Raw genomic sequence first — 17,188 nt, forward strand, 5'->3', positions numbered from 1 at the left:
AACATGAAATAAATTAAGTAGTACCTTAATGGTCTAAAAATGCAACATCTCAAGCCTATGCTTATATGTCAGAATGGCGTTAGATATTTATAATCAAATTACTGTTAACAATATTTAAGATGGCCGTATGAGTGCAGAGGAAAATAATGGCGATGAAGAACTGGCGCCGATGGTTGATGGGTTAAGTGGGGCACTTTGTATACTAATACTGGTCTCCACAGTATTTATGTTATCAGGAACAGATTCGCTTGTAACATCGGATGGGGGAGCATTAAAGTTCAGAGATTCATTCACGGATCTCAGTAAGAACACTATTTACTATAGTGGGGCTGTTTCACTTTCGTCTACCGATTTGTATCAAACCCGTAAGCATCTCATTGACTCAGGAAAGAAAAAAATCACGTTTTATGGTGCGGTGTCTGAATCTATAGAAAATTACAAGGCGAAAAATACATTTAATCTATTGAAAATTTATACGGACTTAAAATTACCATCTGATATAGAAGTCGATTTCCGAGAAGGAAACGTCTCACAGTGTGGAAAAAACCTGTCGTGTATTTACTGGAGCTATTAAACAAATGCATTTTCTGGGTCTGATTTTTTATATATTAACGGCTGCCTGCTATCTTTTGTTCCCTGCCATCAAAAACATGGTTAATCAGGCTGCTTTTCTGGCACCACAAATTACTTATGCTTGTGGGGTATTGTTTGTATTACCGCTATTCCTGTTTTTAACGCATTGGATATTCAGATTAAAGGCCCGAAGATACTATGCCTTACTGGCAACGCAAACGAAGTTGGCGGCGTCAGTTGCGGTTTCATTGGGACTTATCGGTACCTTTATGGGGTTAACCGATATGGTATCCGCTATTGCAGGTTCGCTGGGGGGAGAAGGCGACCTGGCAGCAAAAATGGGGGCTATGATTTCATCGATTTCATCAGCTCTGACGGCAATGTCATTTGCGTTCCTGACGTCTATATTAGGTGTTGCTGTTTCAGTATTACTTCTGGTCAGTCTTAATTTTTGGGAATTTTACTACGAAACTGAGAATCACGCTGACAATGAATCGGGGAAAAAGCCTTCGGAGGACGAACTACACGCGTTACTCAACCGGGTTATGTTGCTCGAAGAGATTAACACCAATATCGCCACTAAATTGGTCTGTATACCTGATAATACCAACCTGACGGAACTATTGGTTGTGAACAGCAATGTGATGGCAGAGAGCTTACAGCAAATAAACACGGCCATAAGCCATCTACAAACAATAGCAAAAACATCTGCAGAACTTAATGATAAGGCATTTTCAAGTATCAATACCTCACTCATGGATGTTAATCAAAGCAATATGCTGATAAATGAAAGAATAACATCTGGCAACGAACAATTAATGGAATTGAACGTCGGTATCAACACCCTGGTCTCGTTAATGAAGAAAAATGCTGAATTCATTGAAAAGATGGAAAGCATGAAGGCAGATCAACTGAAAGTTATTAGCGACAGGCAAGAGGCTCATTTCCACGAACAATATAAATTTAAGAAAAAACTACAACAAGTTGTAGAGGTGTTGACGAATGAGAGCTAATTTTAGCATTATAGGATGTTTGTTTTTTAGTCCATTTGCTTTAGCCAGTGAGGGGACTTTACATTATTCTGAATTTGTTAATGAAATGTATCGAGAATCAGGGGGGATTAGAGCCAAAGCGTTAGAGTTGGAGGCAGAGTTATTGCGTGCGAAACAAACTGATTTATATTTTATGCCGAAGGTTTCTGCAGAAAGTAAGTATAAATCAGATACCACCCGTGGTGATATAACTGATTCTAAAGTAACAGCGAGCTCTTTAATTTTTAGCACAACGATCGCTGATCGCTTTAAAGAAAAAAATAGTCGGGTTCATGGCGCAGAGTTATCCTTATTGAAAGAAAAAGAGAACCTGTATAAAACGTTAGTAGAGAATTTGATTGGTATTAAATATTACAATAATCTTGAGTTGAAGGCAGCGAGTCTGGAGCAAACCGCCGTCGAATTATACCAACAAATTGAGGGGCGATATATATCAGGTATTGCTAAGGCAAGCGATGTTGAACAGGCTCGCCTGTTGATTCAAAAAATAAAAACAGAATCAGAAAGTATTAATAAAGAGATTGAGTTGCTTAAATCTAATATAGAACTGGCAACCGGCATTGCTTTTCCTGCTCAGGGGGTTTATCTACCTGATAATATCATAGATAAAATAAACAGTTATACAATAAATGAGAAGAAAATTTATAATAACCTCGATTACAAATTGTTGAACGAGCAGGCTGACACAGCAAAATTTAACGCATGGCAGCAGGATTCATTGGTTCAGGTGAGTCTGGTTGCGGAAGAACGATATAATAACAGCCAGCGTATAGATAAAGATTCCTGGGGAGGGATCCAGGTAACTGTTAATTTATTTGATTACGATAAGAAGATTGCCAGGCAAACAGGGATTAAAGCATACCAGGTTTTAAAAACAAAGATGGACTTCAAATATAAAGAGCTACTGGCAAAGATGAAGTCCTTGCAATTGACTATCAATTCAAATGAAAAGGAACTTCAAGGGTTGGTAGATCAAAGTAAAACGACGAAAGTAATTTTGGCTAATCAAAAAAGAGAATATAATATTTCACAGTCATCCTATTATGAGATGTTAAATACACAATATGATTATTTTGCTTTAGAGCGAAAGATCATTGAAATGAAGATAAGTGATACTATTAACAAAGTCTCTTTGTTACAGATCTCAGGCGAACTATTAAGTCTGTAATATGAATAATAAGACGCTTTCACGCAAGTTTTTAGCCTTAATCATCATAATGATGATTTTGATTATTTATATCTGTGTGGCGAAAATAGATATCGTTTCTCCCGGCACAGGGGTTATTACGGGGGCCTCGGATAAACTGGTAATAGTAAGCCCTGACTCAGGTTTTATTAATAAATTTGATCTACAAACCGGTTCGCCCGTCAAGATAGGGGACATTCTTTTCTCTTATACCAATCTTGATGTTTTTCATCAAGAGAAAACGCTTAATGAGCTGGTATCATTTGCTGACAGGCGTATTCAGAATCTTGAAGAAGATCAACGCTTACTTAAGATGATTCTTGCGGGAGAAGTACCTGAAGAAAATAAATTTTTAGTAGGAAGTACAGAAATATTCTCTCAAGAGCTCAGTGCTTATAAGTTTTTGAATGAGCTTTTCTCTTTAAGGAATGAAGAGAAAAACTTAAAATTGCGGGAAGAGAAAATGATTGAAGAAAAAGACGATCTTCATGATCGATTACTCCTTTTAAAAAGAAAAGGTAATTTACTAAAGTCAGCCCGTGCGCCGGAAATAGAGATAATAAATAATCAGACTGAAATTAGTCAGATTGTGTCTCAAATAACAACTGGAGAAATTAGTTTGCTCGCTTTACAAAATGATATTAAGTTAGCAAATAATCGATTCCGTAGCAGTGTTCTGGAGCAGCTTAATAATAATGCTGAACAGTTGGAGCAACTACGTAGAGAACACCTTGAAAATCGTGGGCAATTGGAGCTTCTAAGAAATAAAATTAAGGCTAACAGCATTTTATCTCCTGCCAATGGCGTGATATTAAGTATAGAGCGTAGTTTTGAAAAGGGATCGTATGTTGAGAATTCGCAGCCAGTCATGACCATCAAGAAGAATGATGAAAATAAAGTTGTAGATGCGAGGATTTTAGCAAAGTATCGACCCTTTATCTTTACCGGAACGACTACAAAAATTACAGTTAATTCTCCCGGTTATAAAAAAACCATCGCCGGGCACATTACAAGAATAAGCGCTGATTCTTTTTCTGATGATGAAAAAAATGGTGCTGAACGCTATTACAAAATTGAAATAAAGCCAGACGATAGTGTTAAGGTTCCACCTGAACTGGAGGGTGTGCAGGTTAATGTATATGCGCTTAGCAAAAAAGTTACGCTGTTAAACTACATTACAGCGTTGGTAGGCGATAATATCGTATTTAATGTTTGGTAATGTAACTATGCTTGGATTTGTTTCTGCCTTATCCTCGGCTGTAGCGGTAATGATATTACTGATGTCTGTATTATTAGCTAATCTTTTATCGGCAGCCATTTCAAAAGATGCAAAGTTAAACTCGTCTACACTTAATTATAGTTCTGGTTCTGGTTCTGTGGAATCGAAGGGCAAGTCAAAAGTTGTTATTACTCCAGGTAAGGGTTTTTCTCTATCAGTTTCGGACCTTTTACCACTCCGTTCTTCTGATTCTGCAGTCAGGATCTACTGTGCATATGGTAATAATATGAGCCTGGAGATTGCTAAAAAATATACGACCTATAATTATATAGTTGCTAAATCAGTTTTAGGGGACAAAAAAATTGTTGTTGTATCACCGATTTATGAGCCGACAAGTAAAAATAACTGTGCTGTTGAAGAATTGAAAAATGAATGATAATTTTTTTGAAGCTATCAGAAAATATTGCCTGGTAGAGGAACTTGCTTTTGTTTATAAAAATAAAAGCAAAGATATGCATGATATCCTGCAGAATTTTAATGAATATGTCAATGATAGTTTTTTTGACTTTGAGATAACTAGCAATAGCTATTGTGATTATGCTCATCTACCAAAAACATTTATAGTTGAATGGACCGAGTCATATTTTTTAATCTTACAGAAAGAAAAAAACAAGATTATTAATTTGAGCTCTACTGAGGTAGTAACACAAGATAACTTACGTAGTAAAAGGATATTTTATATTTCAAAGGAATTAAAAAATATAGATGACCGGGATGTTTTTGAAGCTATTAAAAAGATGACGCCGAAGGCAAGTTATCTTGCGCTAGGGTTAATCTTTTTTGCTTTAATGACACCGCTTTATTCGAATTTATTTAATACGAGACTGGTTTATAGTGATTCTTACCATTCTATCATTTTTGTGACTGGAATATTCATAATCTTTGTGTTATTTGAACTCATTTTAAAAGCTATCATTTATGATAAAACATCTGCTCAGGTTAGAATTAATAATATAAAATGTAATGCTTTTTATCTCCATGCTTTAAAAGCTTCCAACTGCAGGAATGCTGCGGTGAAAATACGTACTATTGAATCTTCAGTGGCGGCTCTTTGGGAATCATATCCATTAATATCAGTAGATTTATCATTAGCATTTCTGTTTATGGTCGGCCTTTTTGTAATGATGGGGGGCTATGCTTTTCCTCTGTTGATCTACTATATAGGCTTAACATTTGTTTGCGTCTATATACGTTTTTCTGCCTATAAAAAAACGTTGCAAACAAATACCGCTAGCTATGAAAAAATGTCTACGTTGATCTCTTTAGAAGAAAAAAGGAAAGAACTGAAGTTTTTACGCGGTACCTTTTTTGAAAAGCTGTTGATGGATAAAACTCATCGTGATGAGTATACAAAAATGGAGATGAATATCGAGAATCATCATTGGGCGGAGATGATAAAGGCTAATACATTTGTTTCTATGATTGTTATGTTTTTGTCATCCTATTTTGCTGTAGCTAGCGGTACGTTGGCCACGGCTTCTATCATTGCCATTATGATTATTAATTCCAGACTTTCCGGAGCCTTAGTAGGAGGAGTTAATAAACTATATTTATCAAAGTTGCATATGTTTCATATTAAAAGTAGTTTGGCTGAACTATTGAAAGATAAGGACACCTTTATTTCACATAGTGGAATATATATATCCCGTATCGAAAAACTATCGGTTGAAAAACTTTCCATAGCATTTGCGGAACGAAAACTGATTGATCAGCTTTCATTTACTGCTGTTCCTGGAGACTTTATTGGTATCATAGGTGCGTCAGGATCAGGTAAATCATCCTTAATCAAAGCATTATCAAACGTCAGTCATTGTTATACGGGAACTGTTAAATTGAATAATGTCGACATCACACATATTTCTGAAGATTATATTCAGAATTGCCTTGCTTACCATTCTACGAATAGCACCTTTATAAAAGGAACGCTTCGTGAAAACTTTATGGTATATGGTGTGGTTGATGATGATGATATTATAAAAATATTAACACTGTGTTGTAATAATCTTGTTCTGTCTAGAGAGAACGTAGACGAAAAATTTGTTGAGGAACTCAATCTTTCTAATGGTGAAAAACAAAAAATTTTATTGTATCTGGCCTTATTCAAAAAACCAGAGATAGTGTTTTTGGACGAATCAACGTCTTATCTTTCCACAAATGATGCGTTAGCTTTTCTTGAAAAGATAAAGCACCTTTATTGTCATAGTATTGTTATTTTTGCAACACATGACATTTCACTGCAAAGAATTTTTACTCGTAAAATTGACCTTTCTGGTGATAAGTTAAGCGCAGTAATAAGAGCAGTAAATAGTACAACGATAAGCGTACCACAAATGAAGTTAAGCGGATGAAATCTGCAGTGAAAAAATTATAAGCAGCGCGGTGATATACCTAAGAAATATCGCCGCTTGCATTCTTACACTTATCCTGCGGGAATTTTCCTGTAGCAGAAAAATAAAGGCAATACCGATAAATTTATTTGCGCGATAACATTATCAACACGACAGTAAGTGTTAAGCAACCGGTACTAATTAACGAGTTATTTTTGAAAAAATCACGTAATATCGACTGATATATAAAACTCGTTTAACATCAAATGGATTAATTCAACATCAGTAGTAATTGCCATTTTTTTATAGGCCGATCTCTTTTGTGTTGAAATTGTTTTTATATTTCTCTCTAATAAATTTGAACAACTCTTAACAGATAGCCCTGCCGCCACGTAATAAACAACCTTTTTTTCACTCAATGTCAGGTTGAATTTTTTAGCGAGTAACAGAATTCCATTTCTAATATTGATATGTTTTGCTTTTCTTTTATACTGCATTGTCAGATATCTCAATTAACATATTGATGACGAGAGGAAGATAAAAACGCCAAAAATTCTGATGGTGTTGTTTTGAAATGCTTTTTAAAAACACATGTAAAATAAGACGCACTGTCATAACCACACATATAAGCCACTCGAGTGACATTATATTCACTATTACGCAGAAGCTTTGCCGCTTTATTCATTCTGGCATTTAGATAAATTTCACTAAATGAAGTACCTTCATGTTTTAGTTTCCTTTTTAAAGTAGAGCAACTCATATAAACTGTATCAGCGATGTCTTTGAGTGTCCATTTTCGGCTTATATCGCCCATAACAATGTTATAAACGTTTTCGGCCATCGAATTTTCTGACAGAGCGCTAAAGAGAGAAAATGCTTCTGGCTCATAGATAAATTCGGAAAGTAAAAACCTTAATAAATGTTCTTTTTTATCCTTTGATAACTTCTGAGCTTTATTTGACGTATGTAGTAAATTAAATACCCTTGAAATTCCAGTTTCAATTGGAGCTAGTAAATATTTTTTTATAGGTTTTGTTAATGGAACGGATAAACCTTCATGTTCGTACAGGAAAAAGTCACAGGCACTTTTAATTGATTGAGAATCCAGTTCAATTAAGTTATAATGCGGCTTTTCGTTACTCTCTTCTAGGGTGATATTAATAGTTTGGCCTTTAGCCAGAAAAATAAGTGTTGGGCCTGTTGCTGTAATATATTCTCCGGTTGCTATTTTAATTGAAATTTTTCCAGTAGAAAGTTTCATGAGCACCGATTGTAATAAATTTAATCCATGAAGTGATACTGAATTTCTCTGTAAGGCTTGTGCTGGCTGTAGATAATCAATATTTCCCACCAGAGCAGGCGAGGGGGTGAAACTTTTCAGCATAATAATTTCCTTTTTTAGGTGTGTGCAAATTAAAAATTATGCCAACAAATACTTTAAAAAACCCTGGTGAGATATAAGTATGCACGTTAGCTATTTTACAAGTCAGGCGCGGGCCTGTAGTGTTGTTTCAAAAATGATGTTTTATATTTTTTGTTATAATTATAATATCGTTAAAAGCTTATTGTGCGTATAAAAAAAAGATGGAAATTTACTACGATTGGCTCATAATGTCATTGATTCATCACTTGGATATTTGAGTTACGTAATAATAGTATTTAATGTTGTAGGGCAAAAGCCTTTAATTTCATGGATCAGCCAGGCGTGGTGTGCAAGATCTGTCATTAATTTGTAGTAAGTTTTTTCTGATGTATAAATACTAACAGTCTTGACTAAGGAAGGGCATACAAGGCGGTAAAAATATACTGTGGCGGATCGCGGGCGTAGTAACATCCTGGCATGCGTGGCTGTCTGGCACTATTCGGGCATATGGCTGGTTTCGTGAAAACCGGGTAAGGAGTGATTAGGTTGATACTTTTCCAGATTGCATGACGCAGCTTGGTCTGCGCGTTTTAGAGGTGCGCTTTTGCTGCGCAGGTTCCGAAGGACTGAGCCGCTCGCAGCAAAAAATCGAACGTAGCTCAATGAAAGGAGTTGTAGAACCAAAAGCAAAAAACCAGCCCGTAGGCTGGTTCTTCTGGAATAAGTGGTGTCTGGACTCGGGAGCATTTAATTACTTACCAATTTGATTTACATGATAAATTCTTATACTGCTAGTTGTCAAAATCCATAGGTCGACCCACATTTCTTCTTTAAATCAGAATAGTGGATAAAGGTACGTAGAAAAAGTTTGGTTCGATACGCCGGTTCGATTCCTCACAGGCATTCCCCCGATAGTGACATTTCTGCAATTGCGATTAAGACCTTTCATACTCCTCCTTTCGAACGATTCACCACCTGCACAACCAGCAGTGTCACTGAATTATCTCTACAGCCAGCAGGGTTTTTGCACAATGCCTGATTACTCCGCTGAAAAGCGTGTAGTGGATTCAGGGAACGCATTAGCCGATGGCATCATGCGTAGCTATTTGTAGGCCATTTAACGCATTGGTATAGGTAGTCGGCGAGTCAACGGACGTAATGACTCCCTGTCATTCCAGAGCGTTGGGAAAACCTCAAATTTTAAATCATCACGGTTTATACCTGTATCAAAGTAACGTCTCAATCTGTCACCTAAATCATCAGGCCCCTACATATTGACCAGTTCGTATTTTTCAATTATTTCTTTGTCAATTTCCGGGCTTAAATCATGTTTTATTACATCTGAGTCAATGCACTCATAACTGTTGCCGAATGTGTACGTATTAAACTTCCTCCTAAGAAGGGAAAACTATTTTTATTACCTTTATAATGTTCTCCACCAATATAAGCCACATAAGGATTAATCCAATAAGATTCCATTGGTATAGTGCTTGGGATAACGGTAGGATCCTTTATTCTCACTTCAGCTAAAGTTCGAATTGAAATCTTAGCAACAAATACTCTGAATAATTGAGGCGTTGCATTTAGATCAATGTTTTTCCACATGCCATGTGCGTTAAATGTATCAAAAAAACGCACAACGAAATTACCCTCCAGTTGTGCAACGGTATATAAATCATTCCGTAATTTGAGATTGATCAGATACCCCGGCTTCCATATAATACGCATCATATTTTCTTCTTTAATAAAACTCACCCCAATACAGGCTATCCGCAGCTTCTGGCCCAACTATTGACTCGGAACTCAGAGCACAAAAACATTGTGAAGTTGTTTCATATTTACATGAGTTCAGAGTAAATATATGCGCTAAAGAGCTTATGTAACTTAAAGCGCCAACACCTTTTTCGGTCATGCCTTTCATCTCCACATGATTATCTGCTGAATTCAAGTAAGTAGCCCTATTGGGATTATTTTGTCCCACGGGGTTTCTCTTGTTTGCCGTACCATCAAGTCCTCAATTAATTTCAAATGTACGTTGCTCAAGCCATCTCGCAATATTTTTCGAGTGTAATCCATACCCGTGGTGTAAAATTTGGGGAGGGATTCCATTAAAGCGACCATAATTGCCAACATAACGATAGTTTAGTACACTTTCTGCTGATTGTATCCCTTGTTGGCGTGCATAACCGGGGTAGGGTTTGCCTGTACAAACATCTATTCCTAAATAGGTGTCTTCACACAGCAAGTTATCCCATAATACCATGCATTTCGGCTTTATTATATTTCAAAAAAGAAATCATCCCCCATGTAAATTCAATACAAGAAATAAAATAACAAAAAAGATTAGACATCCAGCAAGTAATCCCAAAAACGTACTTAATAAAATATTAACGAAAAGGCTGTAGTGGAATACAGGAAAAACAGCAAAACCAACTGATGCAGTTGAAATCATCACAAATAAATATAAGAAAAAATATGTTTTATATCCACCAAAGAAAGATGGGATAATCCATAAATATATAAGGCATGGGATGATGATAGACAATACAATTATTGAGACTACACGAACCATAATATCGCATCGCATAACAACTATCTCCCAAACATACCATTAAAATCCACTTTAAATATCGGTTGTGGATACCACTTATCACAGATTTTTTTCGCTAAATCAAGTAATTTTGTTGTTTCGGTTTTACAGTTAAAATAGACCATTCCATTGATGTGGTTGTTCTCTTTTTTATTTAAAATGTCAAATGCAGCAGAAACACATTTATCATCAACAATATCACTTCTGCATTCAGCCTTTCCAGAGTTTAGAGCGTCCCTTGCTGATTTGAGATCAATTTGTTGATCAATGTTCCAGCCATTAAGATTGGCATCGTTCCCCCAGCTATATGTATGAATTATATCTCCATTTGAATCAGTAATTACACTGAACGTATGAGTAACTGGATTATTCCTGGAGCGTGCTGAATCACCAAATACAGCTAAATCTCTATTAATAACACAAGTTTCCAAACCTAACGGGTCTATACCTGTAACTGGATTTAATGAGTAAGTATACAGGTTCCACCCCCCTTCCAGCCCAATGGGGTCCTGAGTAATATATCTTCCCTGCGACGGATCATAGTAACGATGACGGTTATAGTACAGCCCCGTCTCCTCATCATACTGCTGCCCCGGCAGACGGATGAGCTGTTTCAGATTGTGAGGATTATTTTCACTGAGCACATTACCCCACGCATCATATTCCGCAGACCACTCCACTTTCCCCTCATGACTGACCAGCGCCAGCGGCAGCCCCCGGTGGTCGCAGTGGTACAGGTGGATTTTTCTCTCCGGTATATATTCCGGTTCTATCTGGTTTTGAATCTGCTCCGGCGTCAGCCCGCACTGCGCCAGCCACGTCCGGCTGGCTTCGCTGAGTTCCCCGCGCTGTAGCTCCGCTTCCAGACTATCTACCAGAACCACCAGTTCCGGCGGGAAGGTTACGTTTGCCTCCTGCTGAAACTTCTCCGCCAGCGTGCGGCGGACCGCTTTTAACAGCTCTGAGGTTTCTGTTTCAATTCTGACCAGCGGCGTGAAGCTGCCCGGCAGGTAAATGGTCTGGATGCGCTGTGTGTCAGTTTCGGTAGTGGTCAGCCTGTCGCCGTCCCAGCCGTACCATGTCACTTCCGGGGTTTTATTCAGGTAAATATATTCCTCTCCGCTGAGGCTTCCGCGCTCACGTCGGCTTTTCCACACCCGTTTTCCGATGCGGCGGCCCAGCGGGTCGTACAGGTAGCGGCTTTCCAGAAGCGTGACACCCTGTTGTTCGCAGCGATAGTGCGCCAGCCGGTGCTGGTTATCGTAGTGATAATGGTGGCTGTGGCTGCCGCCGTCGCGGATTCGGCGTTCGTCCTTTTCCGCCAGCCGTCCGTGCGCGTCGTGGTGGTAAAAATACTGCACGTCTTCGCCGATGCGGTTATCCCGCCATACCGGGGGAAGCGCCGGGTACTGCTCCCGGTCTGCCACCCGGTTGCCCGCCGGGTCGGTGGCGTAGCGCCGCAGCAGGTCGTTGTGGCGTGCGCTGATGAGCCGCCCCGCGCCGTCATAGCGGTAGTCTTCCTCCTGATGCACGCCACGGATGCGCACAAGCTGACCGTTGTCGTTATAACCGTATCCCGGTTCAGCACCGGGTCACTGAACGTGTGGCTCAGTAGCTGCCCGGTGGCACCGTAGAGCGTGTTCTGCTCATAAGCGCCGGAGGTTCGCTGTGTCTCCCGGTGCAGGCGGTCGCGGGTGAAATCGACCAGCGGCGTGTTGCCGGGCTTCACCCCGGCGAGGTAGACCACGGTGGTCAGGTCGCCCGCCATACTGTACTCATAGCGGGTTTTGTGGCCTGCGGCATCTTTCTGGCTGACAAGTCTGCCCCGTTCATCATAAGCGCGGTACTGGCTGAGGCCTTCTTCCTGATGAAGGGCCGTGGCCTGCCCGAAGCGGTTGTATTCATAGCGGGTCCGGTAGCCGGAGCAGTCGGTCAGGGTCAGCAACTGCCCGTAGCGGCTCCACGTCATCTGTTTCCGGCTGCCGGTGGCGTCTTCAATGGCAGAGGGCAGTTCGTTGTCCGGGTCATCATAAAAATAACGGGTAATATCGCCGTGACGGGATTTCTCCTGCGTCAGGCGACCCAGAGCATCAAACGCCTGCTGGCTGCGCAGGCCGTCAGTGCCGGTGGTGGAGATGAGCTGGCGCTGGTCGTTATAACTGAACCGTACACTCCTTCCGTCAGGCGTGACAATTTCCGTCACATTCCCGGAGCCGATATTCAGCCGGAACTCGGTTTTACGCCCGGCAGCGTCGGTCTGTGCGACAAGCCTGCCCGCGTTATCAAATTCCCGCGTAATCGTACTGCCGCCGGCTTTTTCTTCCTTAATCACCCGTTTCAGTCCGCCTTCGCCTTCGGTGTGCAGTACCTCGCGGCGGTTCAGACTGTCGGTAACTGTGATGACGTTTTTTTCATATTCGTACCGGTAGCTCAGGCCCGCCGGATTGTGCTGCTCCGTCACCCGCCCGCTGGCATCATAGCGGTAGGTGGTCTGCGGGCGTCCGGCGTACTGGTGTGCGGTCATCCTTCCCGGATGTTTATCGTCATAAGTGAAGCTGCGCACCGGTGTATCGCTGCGGTCGTACACTGCCGACAGCTCACCGCGCGGGGTGTACGTATAGCGGGCCAGCGGTAACGCCGGGAGGTTATCCGGGTATGCCGGGTCGTGCATCAGCCACACCGCCTCAAGGCGAATGCCGCTGTCTGTGCCGTAGCCGGAGACCGGCATCGTCTGCGGGTATTCCGGCGCGCTGATGCCGGAAACGGTCGCCTGTTTACGCGCTGCCTCCGCCCGCTGCGCCTGCGTGGTCAGTACCAGCCGGAAGCGGCGGCCTGCGCCGTCGGTGACCGCCGTGATGTTTCCGGCAGATTCCCCGTCTGCCTCGCGGTGAAAGATTTGCGTGCGCCCGAAGCGGTCAGCCAGCCCGGTCAGCACCCGGTACGGTGGCAACGGCGCAGGGAGCGCTTCATTCTCACCCGGTACGCGCGCAGACCAGCCGAGTATCCACCACGGCCCCTGTGCGCTGCTGGTCGCCAGGTAAAGATGCGGACTTAACCGCAAATCTTCCGGCAGGGCCTGCCACAGCACATGCAGTACATTGCTTTCATGCAGTTTAGCCACGCCGCCACGGGCCAGCCACAGGGACTCGCTGCGGCTGAAGGCGGTTTCACCGGGCAGCAGCGGCTCAAAGTGAATGCTGCGCCCGCCGTCATCGTTAATAATCAGCTCATCATCGCGAAGCTGTAAGCGGATATCGAAGGGCGCTTTCCAGCCGGGGCCGAAAATACCCGACGGCGCAGGCGTTTTCGTCCGGTAGCTGCTGTATGCGCGGGTGAGCATAAACGGTAACGGCCCCGGCAGCGCAATATCGGTTTCACCGGGCAGGACCTTGGCCCCCAGCAACGGGTTCACCGGATTGCCGGAGGTTCTGCCGCCGGGACACACCGAGCAGGCCACGCCCGTTGGCGCGCCAATCATCACCCCCGCCGCCCCCTGGACTACCGGGCCTCCATACTGCGTCATGTCGCCCTGACGCGCCGCCGGTTTTCCGCTCATGCTCAGTTCCTTCTGTTAACAGATTTTTATGTTCTGGTTCTGTAAGGTTTTTACTGCTCCGGCGCGTCCGGCGGATTTTTTGCCGCCCCACAGTTCCAGTTAATCACCGGCCCGTCGCCGCTGATGGCCTGTGCGCCCTGAAGATGAATCGCCGTGCCGTTCAGGAAGATACCGCCGTCCTGCGTCAGTACCAGCCGGGCCTGACCGCAAACCAGCTCAAGGTGCTCCCCGGCGCTGTAGACCGCCACCTTTCCGGTGCTTTCCTTCCGGCTTTTCCCCACTGAGAAGGTGACGTTTTCCCCCACGCTGACGTCATATCCTTTACCGACCAGCAGGGATTTCTGAATTCCGACCTGTGAGGACTGCATCAGCGCCACGGAGGTATTCATCACCCCACCCACGGTGGTCTGGTATGCCACGCCAACGCTCAGGGCACGGACAATCCCCACCGTTTCCGCCTGATTCATGCCCACGGTGACACTCTGATTCTGGCCCACCGTTTCCTGCTGGTTCTGCACCACCGTCTGTACCTGATTTTGCTTAACGGTAATGGTCTGATTTGCGCCAATCGTTTCGGTATGATTTACCTTTACATCGGTGGTGCGGTTGTTCAGCACCTCGGTGTCCATGTTCTTCTGCGCATGGATATAGACCTGTTCCTGGCCCGTCGCATCCTCAAACCGCAGCTCGTTAAAGCCGTCGCCCTTGTAGGTTTTCGAGCGGATGGTCATCTGTGTTTTCGTCCCCGGCAGGCTGCCCGGCGAACGGTTGTCCTGGTGGTAGGTGCGTCCCATGATGATGGGCTGGTCCGGGTCGCCGTTGAGGAAGTCCACAATCACTTCCTGGCCCACGCGCGGAATGGCGAGGTTACCAAACCCGGTACCAGCCCAGGCCTGCGACACCCGTATCCAGCAGGAGCTGTCCTCATTTCCCGGACAGTAATGGTCCCAGTGAAAACGCACCCGCACGCGGCCATGCTCATCACAGAAGATTTCCTCGCCCACGGGCCCGGTGACAATGGCGCTCTGGGGGCCGTCCACGGAAGGTTTGGGCAGGGGAGGGGCGCGCCAGGTTCTGTCGGCCGGGATGACATCAAAGTGGTTTTCCAGGGTGGTGCCTTCGTCCGGGCTGCCGTACAGCGCCTGCGGCTGGCTGCCGGTCAGCACACAGCTCACTACCTGCCATTCACGGTTCAGCGTCCCTGAGGGATGTCCGGTCAGGGTGAAGCGTTTGCCCGGGCACAGTGCCGGTGAATGGCTGGTGCAGGCGGCGGTCTCCGTATCATGCCGCCAGCCTTCAGCCCGGTAGCGTGCAAACGCCCGGCCATGGGACTCGTCCTTGAAGCGGCCAGGATAATCAAAGATTTCATACCGGGTAAACTGGCCGTTGAGGTTTTCAGCGGCGTGGCTGTAATAACCCGGCCAGGCGGGTGTCCTGAAGGTGTAGTCCTGGATTTCAACGGAGGAGGGCCCGGTGCGCGCCCGGTACCGGAAACCGCTGATACAGGCGGTGGAGACTTCCGTGGCGGTATCAGGGTTAAAGGGTATCTCCCCCAGCGATGACACCCCGGCGGCATCGTCGCAGAGCACCAGTTTCTGCGCCGGGCCTTCCGGGGCGTGCCAGTCAAAGTAAAAGATACCTTCCTCCGCCCACAGGCGGGTCAGGAAGGCGAGGTCGGTTTCGCCGTACTGTACACAGAACTCACGTGCCGGATGCGGGTCATAAAATACCGGTGTCCACGCCGTGACGCCGTTTTCACTGAGCAGGGTGGAGGAGATGGTCCGGATATCCTGCTGCTGGAAGATACGGAAGTTCTGTCGCAGGCCGCAGCGCCAGAGGGGAGGGACAATGGTGAGGTGATAACGCATCTGCCAGTGGTTGTTTTCGCCGAGCGAGACTTCGCTGATGATACCGCTGACATGGCGCAGAGCCTCAGTTCCCTGCCAGAGGGTCAGTATGGCATTCTTTTCGAGGAAGTCGGCAGCCACAAGGTCAGGGAGGCTGCTGGCGATGTCGGCCTCGAGGACAAAAGGCGTGGAATGTGACTGGTAAAGGCTGAAGGCCGTGACAGCGGTGGCTGTCTGCATCAGCCCGTCGACTTCAAGAGTAAAACGCAGTCCTTTTGAAGACACAAAGACCTCCACCAGTGCAGATGAAAACGTATCCTGAGGGAACCGGCATTGTGGTGGAGGGTAAAACAAACCCAATGACACAATACCGGACAAAATAATAAGCATGGTTACTGTGTGAAACGGAATACTCTCTTTTGACAACCATTTTTTTGACTGATATCAAGTGAAGGGGATGATTTGCTGGAAAAGTTCACGAAAATGGTTGTACCGTACTCCATGCATTTGTGTGGTGAATTAATGCTTTGTTTTTATTAGTTTTATTTTTGTTTTCTGGTGTGATTATTCCGGGGCTGATTGTATCCGGCACGGGTATCTGGCTTTTGCTAAAACACCTTGCCGACTTTTACCCGTCGTTGTATCGTGACGCCGCATCTGCAAAATCAGGTGCCGGAATTGGTACCCTGAAAAATGTTACTGGCGACACATGACGCGCCCGCGTCTTTTTTGTATTGTGCGTCCGGCTACACCTCAATGGTGGGCCGGACGGGGGCACCGTAAGGTGCGTCGGTTCCCTGTAACACCGGTAGTTCCAGCCCCGTTCAGTGCACTACCCATGAGACTGAAGCCTCTGGTGCCGGGTTTATAACCCGTTACAGGAGGCTGCCACTATGGCTACGAGCCCCCACCCGGATACCCCCGCTACTTTCGCTTCCCTCTGACACCGACTTCACCACGCTGGCCGATCATTGCGGCAGTGGCGATAAATTTAAACGTGCGGGATTCGTCAACGGCGGCTTTCTCCGTCTTACGGGGCAGGGAAGGGCAAACGCCGGACGCCAGCAGGTTACGCGCGGCATCGCGCTTTTTGCGGGCTTTCGCCAGCGTGACCAGCGGATAAGCGCCAGAAGCCAGGCGGATTTCTTTGCCGCCGAAGACATAGCGAAAATACCATAGCTTAGAGCCACTGGTGGATACCGTCAGGTACAGACCTTGTGCATCGGTGAGCTTACAGGATTTTGCGAGGGGTTGCGCGGCGCGGATCTTGCTGTCAGTTAACATGAGGGTCTCCATCGTTCATCGAACTGAACGACCCGTAATCTGACCCCAAATTTTCCGGATACGCAGGGATAAACCAAAACGCATCTGGAAAGCTTTTTACGCTAACTTTTTGAATTACATACACATGGGAA

Annotated in this window: 12 protein-coding genes and 2 pseudogenes; 7 read left to right on the forward strand and 7 right to left on the reverse strand. The window is 44.5% G+C overall.

Going from position 1 to position 17,188, the window contains the following annotated elements; translation table 11 throughout:
* Positions 1-127 precede the first annotated feature (127 nt).
* From SBG_RS19685 to SBG_RS19710, 6 genes are all read left to right on the forward strand, one after another.
* Positions 128-574, forward strand: a complete 447-nt coding sequence (locus SBG_RS19685) for a hypothetical protein (RefSeq protein ID WP_001271663.1) — start codon at positions 128-130, stop codon at positions 572-574.
* Positions 537-1,586, forward strand: coding sequence for a hypothetical protein (locus SBG_RS19690; protein WP_231845616.1), 1,050 nt, complete (start codon positions 537-539; stop codon positions 1,584-1,586). The genes SBG_RS19685 and SBG_RS19690 overlap by 38 nt, the downstream gene beginning before the upstream one ends.
* Positions 1,576-2,793, forward strand: a complete 1,218-nt coding sequence (locus tag SBG_RS19695) for a TolC family protein (protein WP_001202481.1) — start codon at positions 1,576-1,578, stop codon at positions 2,791-2,793. The genes SBG_RS19690 and SBG_RS19695 overlap by 11 nt, the downstream gene beginning before the upstream one ends.
* Positions 2,794-2,842: 49 nt before the next feature.
* Positions 2,843-4,030 (forward strand): HlyD family efflux transporter periplasmic adaptor subunit, encoded by a 1,188-nt coding sequence (locus SBG_RS19700; RefSeq protein WP_231845617.1) that lies wholly within the window; start codon positions 2,843-2,845, stop codon positions 4,028-4,030.
* 61 nt (positions 4,031-4,091) lie between these two features.
* The gene (locus SBG_RS19705) at positions 4,092-4,466 is read left to right on the forward strand and encodes a hypothetical protein (protein ID WP_231845618.1); all 375 of its coding nucleotides are present in this window, start codon (positions 4,092-4,094) and stop codon (positions 4,464-4,466) included.
* Complete coding sequence (locus SBG_RS19710; protein ID WP_000999321.1) at positions 4,459-6,438, forward strand: ATP-binding cassette domain-containing protein; 1,980 nt, start codon at positions 4,459-4,461, stop codon at positions 6,436-6,438. Before SBG_RS19705 ends, SBG_RS19710 begins: the two co-directional genes overlap by 8 nt.
* Before the next feature lie 203 nt (positions 6,439-6,641).
* Here the strand turns inward: SBG_RS19710 and rtsB are convergent, their stop codons facing one another.
* The 6 genes and pseudogenes from rtsB to SBG_RS19755 form a co-directional block, all read right to left on the reverse strand.
* Positions 6,642-6,929: a transcriptional regulator RtsB gene (gene rtsB, locus SBG_RS19715; protein ID WP_015703103.1), complete on the reverse strand. Its 288-nt coding sequence runs from the start codon at positions 6,927-6,929 to the stop codon at positions 6,642-6,644.
* Positions 6,926-7,801 carry an AraC family transcriptional regulator gene (locus SBG_RS19720; RefSeq protein ID WP_000920201.1) on the reverse strand — a complete coding sequence of 292 codons (876 nt, stop codon included), beginning with the start codon at positions 7,799-7,801 and terminating at the stop codon, positions 6,926-6,928. The genes rtsB and SBG_RS19720 overlap by 4 nt, the downstream gene beginning before the upstream one ends.
* Positions 7,802-9,115: 1,314 nt before the next feature.
* Entirely contained in the window at positions 9,116-9,511 is a 396-nt protein-coding gene (locus tag SBG_RS23300) for a hypothetical protein (RefSeq protein ID WP_015703104.1), read from the reverse strand.
* Positions 9,512-10,372: 861 nt separating this feature from the next.
* A complete protein-coding gene (locus SBG_RS23520) occupies positions 10,373-11,527 on the reverse strand; it encodes an RHS repeat-associated core domain-containing protein (RefSeq protein ID WP_000265986.1) in 1,155 nt (384 codons plus the stop codon).
* Between the two features lie 93 nt (positions 11,528-11,620).
* A pseudogene (locus SBG_RS23525) lies at positions 11,621-13,926 on the reverse strand (DUF6531 domain-containing protein); the annotation flags it as partial.
* 50 nt (positions 13,927-13,976) lie between these two features.
* A complete protein-coding gene (locus SBG_RS19755) occupies positions 13,977-16,058 on the reverse strand; it encodes a type VI secretion system Vgr family protein (protein WP_000095506.1) in 2,082 nt (693 codons plus the stop codon).
* Positions 16,059-16,300: 242 nt separating this feature from the next.
* Here SBG_RS19755 and SBG_RS22750 point away from each other — a divergent pair, with 242 nt between their 5' ends.
* Positions 16,301-16,486, forward strand: coding sequence for a hypothetical protein (locus SBG_RS22750; protein ID WP_141024909.1), 186 nt, complete (start codon positions 16,301-16,303; stop codon positions 16,484-16,486).
* Positions 16,487-16,748: 262 nt separating this feature from the next.
* Here the strand turns inward: SBG_RS22750 and SBG_RS19760 are convergent.
* A pseudogene (locus SBG_RS19760) lies at positions 16,749-17,057 on the reverse strand (Arm DNA-binding domain-containing protein); the annotation flags it as partial.
* Positions 17,058-17,188: the final 131 nt, after the last annotated feature.

Source organism: Salmonella bongori NCTC 12419 (genome assembly GCF_000252995.1).
Classification (GTDB): Bacteria; Pseudomonadota; Gammaproteobacteria; order Enterobacterales; family Enterobacteriaceae; genus Salmonella; species Salmonella bongori.